Source organism: Acinetobacter sp. CE-15 (assembly GCF_051059255.1).
In the GTDB taxonomy this organism is placed as follows: Bacteria; Pseudomonadota; Gammaproteobacteria; order Pseudomonadales; family Moraxellaceae; genus Acinetobacter; species Acinetobacter guillouiae.
In genome coordinates this window covers 3,049,132-3,067,952 of the sequence record NZ_CP192737.1, presented here as the reverse complement: position 1 = coordinate 3,067,952, position 18,821 = coordinate 3,049,132, and the positions used below count along the sequence as shown (strand labels likewise).

Annotated in this window: 11 protein-coding genes; all 11 read left to right on the top strand. The window is 35.5% G+C overall.

Features of this window, described 5'->3' with window-relative positions:
* Window positions 1–38 precede the first annotated feature (38 nt).
* The 11 genes from ACQ7EO_RS14130 to ACQ7EO_RS14080 all read left to right on the top strand — a co-directional run bounded on the left by ACQ7EO_RS14130 (window position 39) and on the right by ACQ7EO_RS14080 (window position 18,417).
* The gene (locus tag ACQ7EO_RS14130; protein ID WP_434277753.1) at window positions 39–12,374 is read left to right on the top strand and encodes a hemagglutinin repeat-containing protein; all 12,336 of its coding nucleotides are present in this window, start codon (window positions 39–41) and stop codon (window positions 12,372–12,374) included.
* A gap of 8 nt (window positions 12,375–12,382) precedes the next feature.
* The gene (locus ACQ7EO_RS14125; RefSeq protein WP_434277752.1) at window positions 12,383–12,691 is read left to right on the top strand and encodes a hypothetical protein; all 309 of its coding nucleotides are present in this window, start codon (window positions 12,383–12,385) and stop codon (window positions 12,689–12,691) included.
* 340 nt (window positions 12,692–13,031) lie between these two features.
* Window positions 13,032–13,631 (top strand): hypothetical protein, encoded by a 600-nt coding sequence (locus tag ACQ7EO_RS14120; RefSeq protein ID WP_434277750.1) that lies wholly within the window; start codon window positions 13,032–13,034, stop codon window positions 13,629–13,631.
* A gap of 143 nt (window positions 13,632–13,774) precedes the next feature.
* The gene (locus ACQ7EO_RS14115; protein WP_434277748.1) at window positions 13,775–14,173 is read left to right on the top strand and encodes a hypothetical protein; all 399 of its coding nucleotides are present in this window, start codon (window positions 13,775–13,777) and stop codon (window positions 14,171–14,173) included.
* 320 nt (window positions 14,174–14,493) lie between these two features.
* Complete coding sequence (locus ACQ7EO_RS14110; RefSeq protein WP_239046004.1) at window positions 14,494–14,898, top strand: hypothetical protein; 405 nt, start codon at window positions 14,494–14,496, stop codon at window positions 14,896–14,898.
* Window positions 14,899–14,936: 38 nt separating this feature from the next.
* Complete coding sequence (locus ACQ7EO_RS14105) at window positions 14,937–15,323, top strand: hypothetical protein (RefSeq protein WP_434277746.1); 387 nt, start codon at window positions 14,937–14,939, stop codon at window positions 15,321–15,323.
* Window positions 15,324–16,003: 680 nt separating this feature from the next.
* Window positions 16,004–16,450 (top strand): hypothetical protein, encoded by a 447-nt coding sequence (locus ACQ7EO_RS14100; RefSeq protein ID WP_434277745.1) that lies wholly within the window; start codon window positions 16,004–16,006, stop codon window positions 16,448–16,450.
* A gap of 422 nt (window positions 16,451–16,872) precedes the next feature.
* A complete protein-coding gene (locus ACQ7EO_RS14095; protein ID WP_434277743.1) occupies window positions 16,873–17,007 on the top strand; it encodes a hypothetical protein in 135 nt (44 codons plus the stop codon).
* Window positions 17,008–17,153: 146 nt separating this feature from the next.
* Window positions 17,154–17,552 carry a hypothetical protein gene (locus tag ACQ7EO_RS14090; protein ID WP_434277742.1) on the top strand — a complete coding sequence of 133 codons (399 nt, stop codon included), beginning with the start codon at window positions 17,154–17,156 and terminating at the stop codon, window positions 17,550–17,552.
* Between the two features lie 73 nt (window positions 17,553–17,625).
* The gene (locus ACQ7EO_RS14085) at window positions 17,626–17,955 is read left to right on the top strand and encodes a hypothetical protein (RefSeq protein ID WP_434277741.1); all 330 of its coding nucleotides are present in this window, start codon (window positions 17,626–17,628) and stop codon (window positions 17,953–17,955) included.
* 75 nt (window positions 17,956–18,030) lie between these two features.
* A complete protein-coding gene (locus tag ACQ7EO_RS14080; RefSeq protein ID WP_434277740.1) occupies window positions 18,031–18,417 on the top strand; it encodes a hypothetical protein in 387 nt (128 codons plus the stop codon).
* Window positions 18,418–18,821 lie beyond the last annotated feature (404 nt).

The following is an 18,821-nucleotide window of genomic DNA, read 5'->3' as shown; positions in this document are numbered from 1 at the left end:
AATCTTGAAAAAATATTAAAACATTTAGGTAAAACATTATGAATAAGAATCGTTATCGCGTTATTTTTAGTCAAGCACGTGGCATGTTTATTGCGGTTGCTGAGATTGTAAAAAGCCGTACAAAAACAGCGGGGCAATCACATAGCATTGGTGAAATCGAAATAGAGGATGTCACGGGTGCATCTTCAATCACCTATAAAAAACTCAATCCTGTCAATTTTGCTGTGGTGAGCCTATTGGGTGCAGCAATTTACACCTTGCCGATGGCGACGATTGCTGAAAGTCAAATTGTGGCAGATCGATCAGCACCAAACTCACAACAAGCCACCATTCTCAACAGCAGCAATGGTTTGACCCAAGTTAATATTCAAACCCCAAGTGCAGGTGGTGTATCACGTAATACCTATACCCAGTTTGATGTGGGTCAGGAAGGTGCGATTCTAAATAACGCACGAAATAATACCCAAACCCAATTGGGTGGCTGGGTACAAGGCAATCCATGGCTCGCCAAAGGTGATGAAGCCAAGGTGATCCTGAATGAAGTGAACAGCAGTAATCCGAGTCAATTAAAGGGTTATTTGGAGGTTGCGGGTAAACAAGCGCAAGTGGTAATTGCCAACCCATCTGGCTTGATCTGTGATGGTTGTGGGGTGATTAACGCAGATCGTTTTACCTTAACCACAGGTCAAGCAGTAATGCATCAAGGTTATCTTGATTCATTCCGAGTACGTGAAGGGCAAGTCACGATTGAAGGGAAAGGCTTAAATGGAAGCTTAACCCCTTATACCGATATTTATGCACATGCTTTAAATGTCAATGCGGGTCTATATGCCAATGAACTAAAAACCGTGTTGGGTCAAAACGACATCAATGTTCAAGATCAGAACTCAGTAAAGATTACTGCAACGACAAGTACCACGTCTTCACCTACACTGAGCTTTGCTCTTGATGTTGGAAAATTAGGTGGGATGTATGCTGGGAAAATCTATTTGGTCGGTACTGAAAAAGGTTTAGGGGTGCGTAATGCAGGCTCACTCAATGCCACGACAGGTCAAATGTATTTAAATGCCAATGGTGACTTAACCAATACAGGCAATATGATTGCCAATAAAGATCAAATTCAAATTCAGGCAAGCAATGTAAAAAACAGCGGTAATATCAGTAGTACACAACAACAAATACAGATTCAAGCCGACAATATTCAAAACACTGGGCTGATTGCGACTCGTGATGAAATTAAGCTCAATGCTCAAGGCAAGATTGATAATAATGAGGGAGTGATCAACGCAGGACGAATTGATTTTACTGCGCAAAACTTAACCAATAACAAAGGTAAAATCGAGCAAACAGGTCAGCAACAACTCAACATTGCTGCAAAAAACTTAGACAATACTCAGGGCTTAATTGGTCAGGCAACCGTCGATCCTAGTGGGACAGGGCAAACACCAGGTGGAACCACATCGCCAAGTGTGACTGATCCTGAGCAACAGTCTTCAGCGCAAGACTCAAGTACGGTTGAAGTTGCACCCACAGACCTGACACCAAAAACTTTTGAAGCAGGAAATATTCAGATTGCTCAAGATATTGCCAATGTAGAAGGTGCAATTGTCAACAATGCTGAAATCAATCTTAGAGTTGAAGGCAGTATTAAAAACAATGGTGGTGAAATTCAACTGCCTGAATTGCAATTTAATGGGCAATACTTTGACAACCAACAAGGTAAACTCACTGTGAATGTGGTGAATATCACTGCACAACAGGTGGATAATCAAAAAGGTGTAATTAATGCCAATCAAAGCTTTGATTTAACCGCACAACAATTAAATAACGATCAAGGCCGTTTACAAAGCGCCAAGACACTCAACTTAAATTCAGCTGAGATTGATAATCGCCAAGGTCAAATTCTTGCTGCGGATGCATTAACTCTAAATTCTGCGAACACCAATAATACCCAAGGCGTAATCGGTTCAGTCAATGCGGATGCCAAGCTGTCTATTCAAACTTTAGACAATCGTAAAGGGGAGATTTCGGCACAGAATGTACACCTGGCAGGTCAGAGTTTAAACAATCAACAGGGTACAATTCAATCCAAAACAGCAGATCTAAACATCAATATTGATCAAATTGATAATGGTACGATGCAGGATTCAGCAGGTAATCTGATTGCTGCGCAAAATCTTAAATTGAATGCTCAGCAGTTACAAAGTACTGGGCAAATCTATGCTGGCAATAGTGCTGATTTAACAGTGAATCAGTTACAACAGCATGGTCAGCTTGCTGCACAGAATAAAATCACAGTTCAAGCAAATACGATCACCAGTGATAAAAATGCAGTATGGGTCGCAGGTCTTGATCAAGATGGGAAACTAAGCAATACAGATGCCACACTGAATATTGATGCGCAACAGGTTCAGCTGGCAGGGAAAATTTTGGCAGGTGCTGAGTTGCAAATTAAAGCAGCTCAAACAGCAGACTTAAGTCAAAGTGAAAGCCAAGCCAAAAATATCAACATTGCAACAACCCAACTGAATACCAGCAATGCAAAAATTATTGCAGATGAGCAACTGGATTTAACCGCAACACAAAGTATTGACAATGAAAAAGGGCAATATAGTGCAAAACAGGTCAATATTAATACAGCACAGTTGAATAACAACCAAGGTCTAATTCAACACACAGGTAAAAATGATTTTATTTTAGATGTCGCAAATCGAATTGATAACAATGCAGGGCAGATTATCAGTAATGCTACAGGTACTGTAATCAAGACCAATACACTGAACTCGGTTGCAGGTGAAATTTTACATGCAGGTGATCAACAGTTAAAAATCACAGCACAAAACATACAAGGACAACAAGGCAAAATCCAAAGTAACAGCCATCTACAACTCGATCTAGGAATTGCTAACTTAGACCAAGCGCTTACATCTGCACAAAATATTGATCTGAATGCGGTTGAACTGAGCCATCAACAAGGACAATTGCTTCAAAGTGATGCTAATGGGCAGTTAAAAGTGAATGTTGCACAAACATTGAATAATAGCTCAGGTGTGATTAGTGCTGCTGGTAGCGCTCAGCTGAATGTTACTCAACTGAATAACAATGCAGGTAAGCTTCTTGTAGATAAACAACTGGGGATAAAAGCTGATGATATCAACAATACACAAAGTACTGTATATACAGACGATTCGCTTAATATCATTGCAAAACATGGCATTAATAATCAGCAAGGTATCTTAGCAGCCAAACAAGCGGTATATGTAAAGGCGCAATCATTAAATAATACAGAGGGTACAGTTCAATCCGAACAGTCAAATCTTGATCTCAGTATCACTGGGGCGCTGGATAATCAACGTGGAAAACTGCTGTCTAATCAAGATATCAGTATTCAAAGTCTAAGTTTAAACAATGCATCTGGAACAATTTTTTCTAATCAAGGCTTAAACTTAGATATAGACGGGGGAATTGAAAATCAGTCTGGTACAATTGCTGCCAATAACAATATCTCAGTTAATGCTCAATCATTAGATAATACTTCAGGGCAAATACGCTCTGAAAAACAACATTTAAATATTATTACTCAGCAAAATTTAAACAATGATTCAGGCATTCTTGTGGCAGCAAAAAATGTTGCGATCACTGCACAGGATCTATCTTCTCAAAATGGACAAATTCAAGCAGGTCAACATGCTGATTTAACCGTTCAATCTTTGGATAATACTGCTGGTACACTCTATGCAGAGGGTCAATTAAAATTAAATGCTTTAGCGCATATTAACAATCAAGATGGTGTGATCGCGGCTAACCAAGGATTTAATTTAAATGCAGCTTCATTATCAAATAATGCTGGTAAATTAATTGCACAGCAATCTGCAATGCAGCTCGATATTGCCAATCAATTAAGCAATATCAAAGGCGAGATTTCAGCCGCGCAAGACTTAACAATGAATAGTGGTCATTGGAATAATGTTGAAGGTAAAGTTGTAGCGGGTCAAAAATTACACCTAAATACCGCTACATTAGACAATCATCTTGGTGTGATTTATGCACAAGATCAGTCTAAGATTGTAGCCACTGGTCAAGTGAATAATACTTCTGGGGTTATTGCGTCTAAACAGATTGATTTAACCTCACAGTCATTGCTTAATGATTTGGGTAAAATCAGAGCAGAACAAGGTTCGTTAAATTTATCTGTAGACAATGAGCTGAGTAGTCTGTCAGGTGAAATATTTGCGCAACAAGAAGCGAATTTAAAAGCGCAGCAAATCAATAATCAAAAAGGTAAAATACAGAGTATTTTAAAAACCAAGATTGAAACAAACACTTTAGATAATCAATCTGGAATAATTTATAGCCAAGATCAACTACAACTGTTGGCACAGTCAGCAATTCAAAATCAGCAAGGTACAATCGCTGCACAAAAAGATCTACAGATAAACAGTACAGATTTAAATAATGAGCAAGGCATTATTCAATCAGAACAGGGACGCGCAGATTTAACTGTACAAGGTGCATTGAATAATCATCAAGGCGAATTATTTGCAAGTAAAGGATTAAATGTTGTTGCTCAAGGGATTGATAATCGCTTAGGGCAAATCTCATCACTAGAAAAATTGAATTTAGACAGCCAATTACAAACATTGAATAATGAATCAGGTAAAATTTTAGCAGATCAAATTTTGCTAAAAACTGGCTTACTTAACAATAATTCAGGTTTGATCCAATCTAATTCTGAATTAAGCATCGATACCAATCAGCATGATTTGTTGAATCAAAATTCTGGTGCTCGTGGTGGAATACTCAGCCAAGGAAAACTTAATTTAACCCATGTCCAACAATTATTAAATGATAACGGCATTCTTGCTTCAGCAGATGATGTAGAAATCAGCGCACAGCAATTATCCAATCAAAAAGGACAAATCAATAGTCAAGGCAATCTAACAATTGCTCAACAACAGTCAGGTGGGGTGCTGAATAACCAAGGTCAAATTCAAGCATTAAAAAATATTCAAATTCATACCGACCAATTGAACAACAGTGGTCAAGGCAGCCATATTGTTGCTGCTGAGGATTTATCAATCCAAGCGCAAGTGATCGACAATCGACAAAATTTAGATGATACGATTTTGGGTGGTTTAGATGCTCAAAATATCCAATTAAATGCACGTGAGTTAAATAACCAATCTGGTGGAATTAGAGCAAGCAAAGATGCATCACTTTTGATTCAGCAGAACTTTGATAATCAACAAGGCAGTGTGACGAGCCTAGGGACATTATTGATTGGCGATTCTCAAAAAACCTTAAATATTAATAATACTCAAGGGGAACTCATCGCGCAAAATCGGTTAGCAATCAGTGCGAACAATTTAATCAATCAAGGTAAAATCATTAGCCTTGGTGATGCTGAATTGAATTTAAAGCAAAGTTATACACATCAGCAAGGTGATGAACTGAGTGCCAATGGTTTACTCAAAATCAATAGCGAACACGATTTCATCAATCAATCTGTCCTAAGTGCTGGCAAAGGCCTTACTGTAAATGCTCAGAATATTTTAAATCAAACTGGGGCGAGTATTAGCAGTATTGAAACGCATTTAATCGCCAACGATGTGCTACATAATCAAGGTTTAATTAATGGTGAGTTAACCCACTTAAAAGCAAATTTAGTCTGGAATGATGGTGCTAAAATTTATGGTGATCATATTGCTATACAAGCACAGACCTTAAATAACAAATCGAACGGATCTTGCGTCGGAGCAGAGCAGTGCTCTGCTCGTTCCTCCTCAGGCGCAGTTATTGCTTCACGTGGAGATATTGATTTAGGGATTGATATTTTAAATAACCAAGCAGGAGGTTTGATCAATAGTGACTCAAAAGACAATGCTTGGATATTGAGTATGGGGCAATTAAATGTTGGGGGCTCACTGGATGGTAATTATCAAGCACAAGGTCAAGCCCAACTGATTAATAATCGTAGTGCAACCATTGAGTCTCAAGGCAATATGCGACTCACTGCAAAAGAAATTCAAAATTTAAATGATAATTTTTCAGTACATCAAGTATTAGAGTCTTCCAAATTTGTACATAGTTATGAGGATAATCGACATCCTGGGATTGATGTTGCGGATTTGCTTGTTGAGCTGGAGAGAGACGGCGGTTTTTACTGGCTTGTGTTAAGTGATGGGCGACGTTTACGCACCTATAATATTTTTGAATATGATAAAGAAACCTATGTTCCCGAAGTATTAACCAGTACCCCTGGGCAAATATTGAGTGGGGGCAATATGTTGCTTCAATCTGATCATATCGTAAATGATCAGAGCCAAATACTTGCAGCAGGAGTATTAAAGGTAGAAGGAACTGATATTGATAACAAAGCCTATTTAGCAAATAAACTCATTCAATTTAAAAATCCAAAAAAATGGTTTTATGATTCTGGTCGAAAGAGTTCAATGGTCTATGCGCCTGCTGACGAGACAGAGCCATATCAGTTAAGTGGCCTTTATGGTGGCAATAAAGTTATTGCTGTTCCAACGACAGAGATTAAAGACAAGACCAATGACACTGTTCAAGTGCATGTAACAGGTTCCAAAAAAGCGCAAGCACTTGAATATGCCAAACAACAGGCTCAACAAAAGCAAGTTGCAGTGGATGCTGGACAACAGGTCAATGTTAAACAATCAGAAAATGCACAAAATCAGCAGCTTGGTGAGCTAGATCCGAATGGTTCACAACAGCAAGTCCAACCAACTGAAAATCAAAAAGTTGATTCAGCTCAACAGCTAAATGCTTTAGACAAGCAGGTGTCTGGGGTAGACAAAGCATCTGACTATGAGGTGCGTAGTGTAGAACAAAAGACAATTACCTTACCAAGTAATGCATTGTATAGCACAACCAAAGATAGCCAAGCGCAGTATTTGGTAGAAACTGATCCAGCATTTAGCCAATATAAAAAATGGCTATCATCCGATTATATGCTGAGTGCACTTGGTTTAGATCCAGCAAATCAACAAAAACGTCTAGGTGATGGTTTTTATGAGCAACGTTTGGTGCAAGATCAAATTGCACAGTTGACAGGGCATCGTTTTTTATCTGGTTATGGTAGTGATGAAGAGCAATATAAAGCTTTAATGAACAACGGCTTAACCTTTGCTAAAAGTTATAATTTACGTCCTGGAATTGCTTTAACTGCTGCTCAGATTGCACAGCTTACCAGTGATATTGTGTGGTTAGAAGAAAAAACCATCACATTGGCAGATGGTACAAGCAGTAAAGTATTGGTTCCACAAGTTTATGTTCGAGCAAGGCCGGGTGATTTAAAAGGTGATGGTACTTTGATCAGTGCTGATCAAGTGCAACTGAATATGAACGGTGATGTGCTTAATCAAGCGACGATCGCTGGCCGTGAAGCACTGATCATCAATGCAAATAATGTCAACCAATTGGCTGGACGAATGGAAGCCAATCGTGTTGGGATTAAAACGCAAAATGATTTAAACAATATTGGCAGCCAGATTGTTGCAAAAGAAGCAGCATCTTTTGATATTGGCGGAAATTTAAATGTAAATAGTACATTGACCAGTAATAATAAACAAAAAGGCCAGAGTAATTATGGTTTTACCGCTATAGATCGCAAAGCAGGGATCTATGTGGGTAATAACCAGACTAGCTCAGTGGAAGGTAGTGATAATTTAAAAACGACTTTAAATATCAAAGTGGCTGGTAATACCACATTGAAAGGCGCAGAAATTTTAAATAGCAATGGTTCAACCATTCTACAAACGCAAGGGGATGTAAATTTAGCGACATTACAAACAGAGTGGATTAACAATAGTTATAAAAATAATAAAAATTATGACTTTAGTACAACGCAACAAGATGTAGGTAATCAAATCGTTGCAAAAGGTGACTTAACCCTGACTGGGAAAAATATTGATATTACAAGTTCTCAGGTCAGTAGTGTGCTAGGTCGGACGACTTTAAGTGCTGATGAACAACTCAATATTCAAGAAGGGCGTGCTCGTAGTACAGTTGAACATGCAGATGAAGTGAAGAAAAAGAGCTTTTTAAGCAGTAAAACAACCCAAACTTACCGAAAAGATAAGTCAGATGAGGGCATAGCCAGTACTGTTGATGGTAAGCAAGTTATTTTAGATGCCAAAAATATCAAGATACAAGGCAGTAAAATAATTTCAGATGAATTAACACAAATTCAGGCCAAAGAAAATGTCAGTATTGTAGGTGCTGAAAACCAATACCTAAATGAGTCAGAAAAGCGTGTTAAAAAATCTGGTTTTACTGCAAGCCTCTCAGGTGGTGTAGCCAGTATTGGTTACGGTAAATCAAATGTAAAAGCTCAGCAGGATAATCAATCAACTGAGTTACTGCAAAGTAAAATTATAAGCACGCAAGGAAATACCAATATTCTAGCAGGCAAGGATTTGACAGCGGAAGCCGCTATTTTGGGTGCAGGCAAAGACCTGAATCTACAAGGCGCTAATGTTAATCTAAATGCAGGATATGAAAGCAATAATCAACACACCAACGTACAGAGTAAAAACTCAGGTTTTTCAGTTGGGTTAACCTATTCACCTGCAACAGCAGCGGCTTCAACCTATAAGAAAAATGCCGATAATGGTCAATTTAGTGATAGTGCTGTAGGTCAGGTGATGTCACGAGCGGATGCTGTTGATAAAGCATTGATGGCCGCACAAACGCCTATTGTGCTGACTGCAGGAAATCAAAAATCCAATCAAAGTAGTAACTATACAAATACTCAAGCCGTTGTGACTCAAGCAGAAGCGAAAGGTAATTTAAATATCATTGCAACAGGCGGAAATATAAATAGCCAAGGTGCACAACTCGCTGTTGAAGGTGATGCACTGTTACATGCAAAAGATAACATTAACTTGAACTATGTGACTGATCGTCAAGATCAGACTGCAAATAGTAAACAAAGTGGGTTTAGTGTTGACACACGAAATTGGGCTGCGCCTGCAGGTGTTTATAATAATAAAGACAAAGGTCAAGGAAATGTAGATAAGGTTACAGGTACACAACTTTCTGTGGGTGGAAAAACCACATTACAAACAGAAAAAGGTGACATCAATATCCACGGCAGTTCAGTCGCTTCACAAGGTGATGTGAAGATCAATGCTGCGAATGATGTCAATATTAAATCAGCACAGAGTAGTCAAAGCCAAAGTCAAAGCAGTTCAAATAAAGGCATTGGTAGTGCTCAGATTTCAGATACTGAACAATTTTATGGCTATATGAAGGGTAAAAACCAAAGCAATAGTCAAAGTATTGAACAGCAACGTAGCCAAGTCGGAAGTTTAGAGGGCAATGTCAATATTCAGGCAGGCAATCACTATAATCAGCAAGTTGCAGATATTGTTGCCAATAAAGATATCAATATTACTGCAAAACAAATCAGTGTATTGGATGATTACAATACTGGAAGCTCAGACAGTTCATCGAAAGATTTAAAAGTCGGTGTATTTAAACGGATAAGTTCACCAATTTTAGATTTGCTGGGTTCGGCAGACAAAGCCGCTAAAGGCAATGCCGCAGATGATCGTACCCAAGCTTTACAGGGATTGGCAGCGGGTGCGCAAGCTTATCAAAGTTATAGTGACATTAAAGGCGGTTCAGTTGCTAAAGCAGAGGCTGGTATAGGTTTTAGTACCAGTAAAAATCAACAAAGCAATAGTTATGCGACTTCACAACCAAACCAGATCAGTGCGGGTGGTAACGTCAATCTCACCAGTACAGCAGGTGATATTCATTTACAGAATACTCAAGTCAAAGCGAAAGAAACAATAAGCTTAGATTCGGCTAAAAATATTCTTTTAGAATCAGGACAAAGCCAAGAAAAGGCACAGGGTAAAAATAGTAATGCTGGTTTAAGTGTCGGTGTAGGTGCATCGGTCGGGGCTCAAACAGGTGCGTATATCTATGCTGAGGCAGGCTATGGTAAAGGCAGTAATCAGCTTGATCGTAATACGCATAGTCAAACAACATTAGAAGCCAATAAAGTGAGTTTGACGAGTAAGGGTGATACAACTTTGGCTGGCGCTAAAGCCACAGCAAATCGTATTGATGTGGATGTGGGGGGCAAGCTCAGTATCATCAGTCAACAAGACCAAGTTGAACAAAAGATAGATCAAAGTGGTGCAGGAGCACGTCTCCAAGCTTCATTGGGTACAGCATGGCAAGCGTCTGGAAATCTATCGAACAGTAGTGCAAACGGTTCATCCAATAGTGTGAATCAGCAAGCAGGCCTATTCGCTGGTGATGGTGGTTACCATGTCAAAGCTGATCAAGTTGATCTTAAAGGTGGTGCAATTGTTTCTACCGCGAAGAAAGAAAATAATGATTTGACTGCAAATCGTTTGACGTTTAGCGATATCAACAATAAGAGCAGTTATGATGCGACTTCGGTGAGTTTATCTGGTGGAACACGCTTTGGAGAAGAAACCAAAACAGATAATCAGGGAAATAAATATACCAATAACGTCAATTGGCGAGATAGCACGACCTTTAGCCCAAGCTTACCACAGCATGAATCTGACAAAGACAGTAGTGTCACTCGTGCAACCTTAAGCGAAGGTAATATCACGATTGGTGGTCAAGCCACAACGACTACAGCGTTAGGGATCCATAGTGATGCCAGTACAGCACATCGAAGTGTAGACACATTACCAAATCTACAAGAGATTATCGACAAGCAAAAAACTGTAGCAGATGCGACTTCAACTATTGTGGCAGCAACAAGAACCTATAGTCAAAATCAGCAAAAACAAGCGGAACAAGAGAAGAAAAACACTGAACAGACAGCGATAGCAGAACTACAAGCCAAAGGTGGAGAAGATTGGAATAAGTATCAAAACTCAAACAATGAAGCTGAAAAACAAGAACTTCTGAAAAATAATTCGCTTAGTTATAAACAAGCTTCAGAAACAGCCCAAGACTGGGGTATGGGGGGAGATAAAAGTCGAGCAGTCAATGCTGTAACTATGGCTGTTACAGGTGCATTGGGCGGTCAAACAGATTTACAAGTTGCAGCCAATGCCCTTGCACCATATGCAGCAAATATTATTGGAAAAGAGTTAGGTCATGGAGAGGACAAAAACAAAGCTGCTCAGTTGGCTGCCCATGCGATATTGGGAGCAGCACTTGCCTATGTAAATGGCGGTAATCCAGCAGCAGGAGGCAGTGCAGCGGTTGCAAGTGAAGCAGCAGCGGATTATCTCACCAATCAATACAAAGACAAAAAAGAATATCAAGATGTCAATGGAGAGTTCCAACCGAACCTTTTACCAGAAGATGTGAAGACTCAAATTCGAGATCTGACTGCAGCGATAGGAGCTGTGGTTGGTGGAACTGTTGGAGATTCAGCATTTAATGCGCAGCTTGCTGGCGTTGTTGGGCAGAATGCGGTGGAGAATAATTTATATGCAATTTTGACTCCTGATGGTAAAAAATATGATGGTAAGAAAAATACTGAATATTTAGAGGCTTTAAGAAGTTGTAGTCATGCGCAATGTGTAAATATGGTTTTAACCAATAATGCAAAAGATGCAATGAAAACTGCACCTGAAATATTAATACTCAATGGGTCAAATTACAAAGAGGGAGAAATCATTGGTGCTGGGTTACAATACCTCGTTGTTAAAGAAAATGGAGTTTTAAAGGCAAAATTATTACCACTCAATTACCAAGTGATTAATTCAATTAAAGACCTTGACTCTTCACGGGCCTTAGCGCAAGGAGGAGCATTAACAGCCCCATTGGCAAATTTAGTAAAAGGACTTCATGATTCAACTACAGGTCAATCAATACTGACAAATGAACAGCTAAGTATGGTCGATAGGGCTTTTGCAGCAATGGATGCGGCAGGAAGTTTTGGTATGATTACAGGGGCATTTTTACCTAAAGGAGTAAAAACTACAGGTAGCTCAAAAACAATTGAAGAAAATAATATTTATCGTGATAGTGATTCTTGGAGTAATAAACCTAGTGGTAAGCAGGAATATGATCCAATATTTGAACGTCTCAGTAAACAAATTGATACGACAATTGCGCAATCACAACGAAAGCATACATTGGGTGACTCTCAACATGATCATGGTAGTTATTTCAATAATGTTCAGGATGCACAAAAAGTATTAGATGCTTTTCATAAAGGAAATACTTCAATTGTAGGATATAATAAACAAGGGCAACCTATTGTGAAATATAATGATGTAAATGGAGTGTATTCCACTATTAATAAAGTGGGGGACAAGTTTGAATCTTCTACTAATTATTTTCTTATAAAAGGAACGAAAAAAGTGAGTATAGTTCCTTATAGTCCTAAAGGTCCTAAATAGGTGAAATTATGAATATATATCAAATAACATTTTTTTTAAGTCGTAGTTGTTTAGGTGAGATTTCTGATAATTTTAGAAGAATTTACTTTTCAGTTGAGAAAAACATTTTGACATTATATTTCTTATTGAGGGAAAAAAATGAAGATGATCTGGAAAATATTCAGTATGAGATTCTATCAAATTTTGAAATGTTACTAGAGGATGAGCATGAAGATTACACAGTCAATTATGAAATTATTATTGGTGATGAGAAATATTTAAAAGATTCTGACTTTAATATTCTTGTTGAGTTTTATAGAAAAAAAGAAAATTACTAAAATTATAGTAACCTGAGTTCGACCTAAAAATAGGTACAAAAAAGCCTTGATATCTGTAACATATCGGTTTCCAAGATAAAATACTACAGAACAAGGCTTTTCATGGAACATATTTGGTCTCTTTCATAAGTCATTATTTAGAAAAACCCCGAAAGCCGAAACTTTCGGTTTTTTTCACTTATGCTGTTGAATTAAAAATGGGGGTATTACCATACGAATATGGAGCAAGTTGTTGAAGCTGTACGTACTGCCCCAAATTATACTGAACGAACATCAATATGCTATGGTTTATGATGGAGTTGTTTGAGCGGAAAAGTGCTTGGCCAAAAGGAACAAAATAATGAGTAACTTAAATGTAGATTGGAAACCTGAGTTTGGGTTTATATATACTTGGTTTGCAATGGATAAAAACGGAAAAATAGCGGTTTTAGTTAACAATTCATTTGGTGATTTACCAAAAAAACTACTAGAGATAGATAATATCGAAAATTATTTAGATTATTTATCAGAGTTTATATGGGAGGAGTCTGATAGATATCCTAATTATCCACCAAAAAAATTAGGGAGCTTTGTTGTAGATTATTTCTCTAAATGGAGGAATAAGGAAATATCTAAAGAATTATTGGAAAAGGATTTGTTAGCTGATTTAAAAGAAAATAGAAATTATAGTGAAGTTAATCTTTCAGCTAATAAAGGTTTTTTTGTATATCATGCGATTGAAGGGAATAAAGAAGGAGATGACTATCCAATTGGGTATAATGGTGAAACAATTATGGGTGATTATTTTAGATATTTAATGCCAACAATATATGGTTCTATAGAAGATTTTCCTGAAGAGCTAAGGAAGTATATTGTTGTATCTGAAAATTTAGATTTCACAATTGATAGAATTTTAATAAATAATCAGATAAATACTTATTTTAATCGCTTAGCAGCTTAAAACCCTATGATTAAAAAATAAATAACCAATAATTTTAAAAGGAAATGATGAAAAATATGTCAAACTTATTTCAGTTCTGAAAAAATAAGAGTGATTGTTGCATTACATTGTCGTAGGGATAAATAAAATGTTTAAAGGTAATCATGAGTACAATCTATATTGGAAGACATACATATAAAGATCATCTTTTTGATGTACTAGAATGTGAAATGAGTTCGACATATTGGGATGCCATTGGTGTGTTGCTAGAGGAGGTTTTCTTATTAAACTATTCTGAATTCTATGATGGAATAGCAAGAGATGAGTTTTCATTATTTGAATATTATACATTTACAGAATTATCTTCTAATGATTTTAATTTAGTAATTAAATTGATTCGTGCATATATGCCTATGTTAAAAGAGGCGGTATGGGGAGAAAAAGTTTGGATTACTGATGTCCAGTTAGTTAAATCTAGAGCTCAGCAAGTTTGGTTTGAGTTACTTGAGCCGTTAGTTACAAAAGATGATCGATATGATGATACACTATCTATACCAAGATAATAGGGCTCTTGCGAATGTAATCTTTTAGATAATTTTAAATAAGATTAAGCTTTATAAATCATGAAACTTATTCTATTTTATAGAAATGAATTTATATGATTGTAAATTGTGTAATGTCACAGCTTGTATTTAAAGTTTAAATAGATGTACACATACATATCATCACATGATAGTAAGACCTCTATGATTTATTAATATAAAAGCTAGTCAATTGATATTTGGAGCAAATATGGATTGGCACAGAATACGCATTTTTTTGACTAATGCAAGAAGTCTAAAGTAAGTTATTAACCATATAATCCAAAAAATAGTAGATTTTAATGATAGATTTTTACATTAAGCAAAATTTAGATCTAGATAATCTAAGGAGTATCTTAATAGATATTTTAAATTTAGAAATAGATGATCTTTGTCTTATTGATTATGAAGAATTTACTCCAGAAAATAAAGTTCAAGATTTTAATAAGTTCAATGTAATATGTACTTATCAATTTTGTAAAGGGGATGTTTCTTTATTAGTAAATATAATTGATGGAGATAAACTGGATAATGATATTATAATTAAGAATTTGGAAACTATAGCAAAAAAAGATAAATTAGATTTTTATATTCCAGATGAAGATGATATGGATATGGGATCTTTTGTTCTTTATTCATCAAATGGGAAAATAATAAAAAACTTAGAAATACAAGAGGAAGAAGATAGTTATGTTTTTTTCTTATAGTTAAAACACTAAGAGGTTTAGAAAAAGTATGAACGGCTATGAATAATTGGCTTGATAATAATTGGGATGATATTTTACAAAAATACCCAGAAGCAAAACCTTTATTATCATATTTTATGGATTATTTTAGTACATGTGCTGGAAAGGATAATTTTATTGATATGATTAAGTTAGCTATCCGAAAGGAAGGAGCTAGTATTCAAGAGGTGGCAGATTATTCATTCACGAATGATGTTACAGATGATGGGGAAAGAGTAGATATTGTAGAGTTCTATTTTAATGAAGAATTGGATGGTACAGTACCTGTTAAAATGTTTGTTGAAGTCTTTGAAATAATAGCATTAGCATATGCTGAATATAACCCAGAGGATAAAGAACAGATTATTCATCTTATACCATGCCTCGAACAAGCTTATGGTATTTAACTGGAATTTTATCTATTGTTTTCTTCCAAGCAAGCTTTGATGAATTTAAGCTATTTCTTGTTTTGATTCTAATGCCCAGTGATATGCAAAGTAACTTACATATTGGGAAGAAATTAAACCCGAATGGAAAATGTTTTATCCAGAGAAAGAGAACTAGGGAGATAAATTATGAAGAATCTAGTATTGTATCGTGATAGGTATTATCAAGACCAACCTCTAAGTAGGCCTAGTATAGAAGATAATAAATTTAAATTATCTGAAAGTTTGGCAAATGAGATAGTTGCATACCTAGAATCAGGGAGTACAATCTTAGAGTTTGTGAGTCCAACCATAGATCCATATAATTCAGCTGATCAAGTTCCAAATATCATATTGACGGATGGAATATATGTCTGGGATGCTATAATCATTCACTAGATAAAAAAATATAGAGTAAGATTGCCAGATGAGTTTTTAACTCATTATGAAAATATGAAAAGTAAGCAAAAAGGAAGTATACCTCTTCGAGATGATATATTAGAAGAATTGAAAGATGCAGAAGATATCTTTTGTACCTAGGGCGTTTCTTTTTCGTAAAAATTAGAATGTGATAAAATTATATTTTAAGGAGCTTCTAGAGTCAGATATCCTGCAATTGATTATTGATAGGTTTAATTTTATGAAGTGAATAGGGTTAATTTATGATTTCGTACTCAATTCCATGCAAAAATAATTTTTCATCTATTTTTTTGTTTAATTTTATTAAAAATCAACTAGAACAAAACAATATTTCAGATGTTAAGTTAATTTTTGATGAAGATCAGAAGCAATTATATATAGATACTTTAAAGGCGAGAGTTTGGGTCGATATTTATAATATTGAAACAACTTTAAGTGATCTAAAGGATACGGTGCTAGGTAAGTCGTTAATTTTAAGTTGCTTTCCTGATAAAAAAGAAGATGATGTTTTATATTTTTATATGTATGATATTCATTCAAAAAGTAGAGATCCCGAAACAATAAAAATCATGAATAAATTAGCTTATGTATTATCTAAAAGTGAAAATAGTTTTATATTTGATGATAATGGTATATTGGCTGGCAAATGTATTTATCTTCCTGATGAGATTGGGAGTTTTATTATATAGGTGCTATGGTACTTGGAGTAGTAGCTGTGGCGAATAGTAATCAAGTCTTAACTGCAGGACTTTAAGCAGCAGGAGCTAAAGTTGCAGTTCTATATTTGTCTTAATAATGACTGTTAGTGAAAATGGAAAACTACTGATTCACTAAAAGAAGTATTAAGTAAATAAAAATAATTAATAGGAAATAATAAGTGAAACTTGTGAATTCTGTGGTGGTAAATTAAAAAGTTTAATTTCAGGTAATCTAAGTGGCTTATTTTGTGATAATTGCCAACAATGGGCTATTGTTACCACATATATCGCTCAAATTAATTTAGATGAAAATTTATATAAGATATATTTATTAAATAAAGAAAAAGCAGATAGCTCAAATATTAAATTAATTGCCAATATTTCTAATATAAATTTTTTTAGAAGCAAAAAAGTTGTTAGATAATTTAAAGCCAATTATTTATGAAGGTAAAGCTATTGAAATTGTAAAGATTATCAAAGAATTAAAAAAAGCACATTTAGAATTTAAATGTATCCCAGAATTTCCTTGGCTAGAAAATGATAGCTAAGGAAGCATCTAGTTTTTCGGAGGCAGCAGCAACAATACAATGATAAATAATTTTTATGAAAAGAGTATAATTGTGGTTGATGCGAAAACTGGAAAAATCCAGATACTATCTCGACATAACCATTTTATAATTTTCAGGCAATAATTATGGGCGCAAGTTTATTTATTGGAATGAATGATAAGGGTCAAAAAGCATCAAATTTTCAAAGAACAGGGGACTTTGTAAATAGTCATTATTGGGATGCATTTGGTGATTTACTGGATGAAGTTTTTTTACCCAATTATCCGCAGCTACATGAAAGTATAAAACCCGAAGAAGGGGAGTATCTAAAATTTTATACTTTTGAAGATTTAAGCAAAGATGATTTTAACCTGTCCGTTAAATTGATTAGGCAACATCTTCAATATATGAAACCAGAGGGTTGGGGGCCACGAGATTATATAAATGATATGGCTAAATGGCAGAGCATGGCACGTCAGGTATGGGAGGAGGTTGCTGAACCCTTTGTGGTGTTAGATAGTCGCTATGACACTAAATTAATTTAGGATATAAGTTCTATTACTAAAGTATCTTATTGTAATAGTGTGATGCCAAAAGTATCTATTGAGAGAAAATAAAATGCTCAAAAAATTTGTAAATAAAATGATTGAATTAGAACGGTATAGTGATTTGTTGGATCTTTTAAGTGAAGAATCACCTTATACAACGAATTCGATTAACAATATACCTAAATCAAAAGTGGAAATAGAACAATATGCGTATGCAGTAAGTCACATTCGTTTTCTAAAAAAAATTGGACATACAGATGAACTAGTACTTGATGAGGATGGGCGAGCATATCGTTGGAATATCGACTATTTTAATAAATGGTTAGAAAACGGTGTTAAAGGATTAGAGGAAAATGAAGTTGAAAGTTATTTGAAAGATCATCCTTTTCCAACGATCTGAAATATTTAAAATAGAAAATAGTTTATGAATGAGCAGGAAATATATCAAAAAATCAGTGAACTGCTATGGTAAATAATGGCAGAAGAAGCAAAAAATATTTTTTGTGAAGGATATATTTATCCTGACACGAATTCATGTGGTTTTGAATGGTTAACTCAGAATGGTAAAAAAGATTCATTTGACTTTGATAAAATGCCAGGTGAAATTGGAGATAAAATAATATCTTTAATAGAGGAGTTAAGGGAGTTAGAAACCTTTACAGAAAAATGGACACATTTTAAAATTTCTTTAACGGAAGAGGGTAAAATTGATTTTGCATTTGCATATATTCCAAAAGATGATTATTGGCCTGGATTGTTTATGAAAGGCGTAAGTGAGTTAAACGAAGCTGAGTTGGATACATATAACATTCCATTAGAAGACTGGGAAGAATGTGTGAAGTTAAAAGAACAGAATAAGTAAGAAAAGGCTTTTTTATGAGATTGTAAATTATTTTGTGTAAGTTCTATATTTCTAAATAGTATGTCCATCATTAACTAAATAAGTCTAATAATGCTTCTGCTTTAAACGGCAGAAGTATTCTTTTTATGCATCATAAAACTTAGCCCAGTCAGACATCAGAGCTTTACGTTTTTCAAGATAGGTCCCACATAAATAAACAACTTCAACTATTACGGCAGCATAAAGAACCTATAGTCAAAACCAGCAAAAAAAAGCGGAAGCAGAGAAGAAAAAAACTGAACAAACAGCGGTAGTAGAACTACAAGCCAAAGGTGGAGAAGATTGGAATAAGTACCTAAATTAAAGACCCTTATTGACCAATAAATATGCTCTTATTGAATGAATGTCAGAATAGTTATGACTGC

Excerpts from the sequence above, each read along its gene's own strand:
- ACQ7EO_RS14130 (WP_434277753.1), top strand. The coding sequence starts at position 39 with ATGAATAAGAATCGTTATCGCGTTATTTTTAGTCAAGCACGTGGCATG.
- ACQ7EO_RS14125 (WP_434277752.1), top strand. The coding sequence starts at position 12,383 with ATGAATATATATCAAATAACATTTTTTTTAAGTCGTAGTTGTTTAGGT.
- ACQ7EO_RS14120 (WP_434277750.1), top strand. The coding sequence starts at position 13,032 with ATGAGTAACTTAAATGTAGATTGGAAACCTGAGTTTGGGTTTATATAT.
- ACQ7EO_RS14115 (WP_434277748.1), top strand. The coding sequence starts at position 13,775 with ATGAGTACAATCTATATTGGAAGACATACATATAAAGATCATCTTTTT.
- ACQ7EO_RS14110 (WP_239046004.1), top strand. The coding sequence starts at position 14,494 with ATGATAGATTTTTACATTAAGCAAAATTTAGATCTAGATAATCTAAGG.
- ACQ7EO_RS14105 (WP_434277746.1), top strand. The coding sequence starts at position 14,937 with ATGAATAATTGGCTTGATAATAATTGGGATGATATTTTACAAAAATAC.
- ACQ7EO_RS14100 (WP_434277745.1), top strand. The coding sequence starts at position 16,004 with ATGATTTCGTACTCAATTCCATGCAAAAATAATTTTTCATCTATTTTT.
- ACQ7EO_RS14090 (WP_434277742.1), top strand. The coding sequence starts at position 17,154 with ATGGGCGCAAGTTTATTTATTGGAATGAATGATAAGGGTCAAAAAGCA.
- ACQ7EO_RS14085 (WP_434277741.1), top strand. The coding sequence starts at position 17,626 with ATGCTCAAAAAATTTGTAAATAAAATGATTGAATTAGAACGGTATAGT.
- ACQ7EO_RS14080 (WP_434277740.1), top strand. The coding sequence starts at position 18,031 with ATGGCAGAAGAAGCAAAAAATATTTTTTGTGAAGGATATATTTATCCT.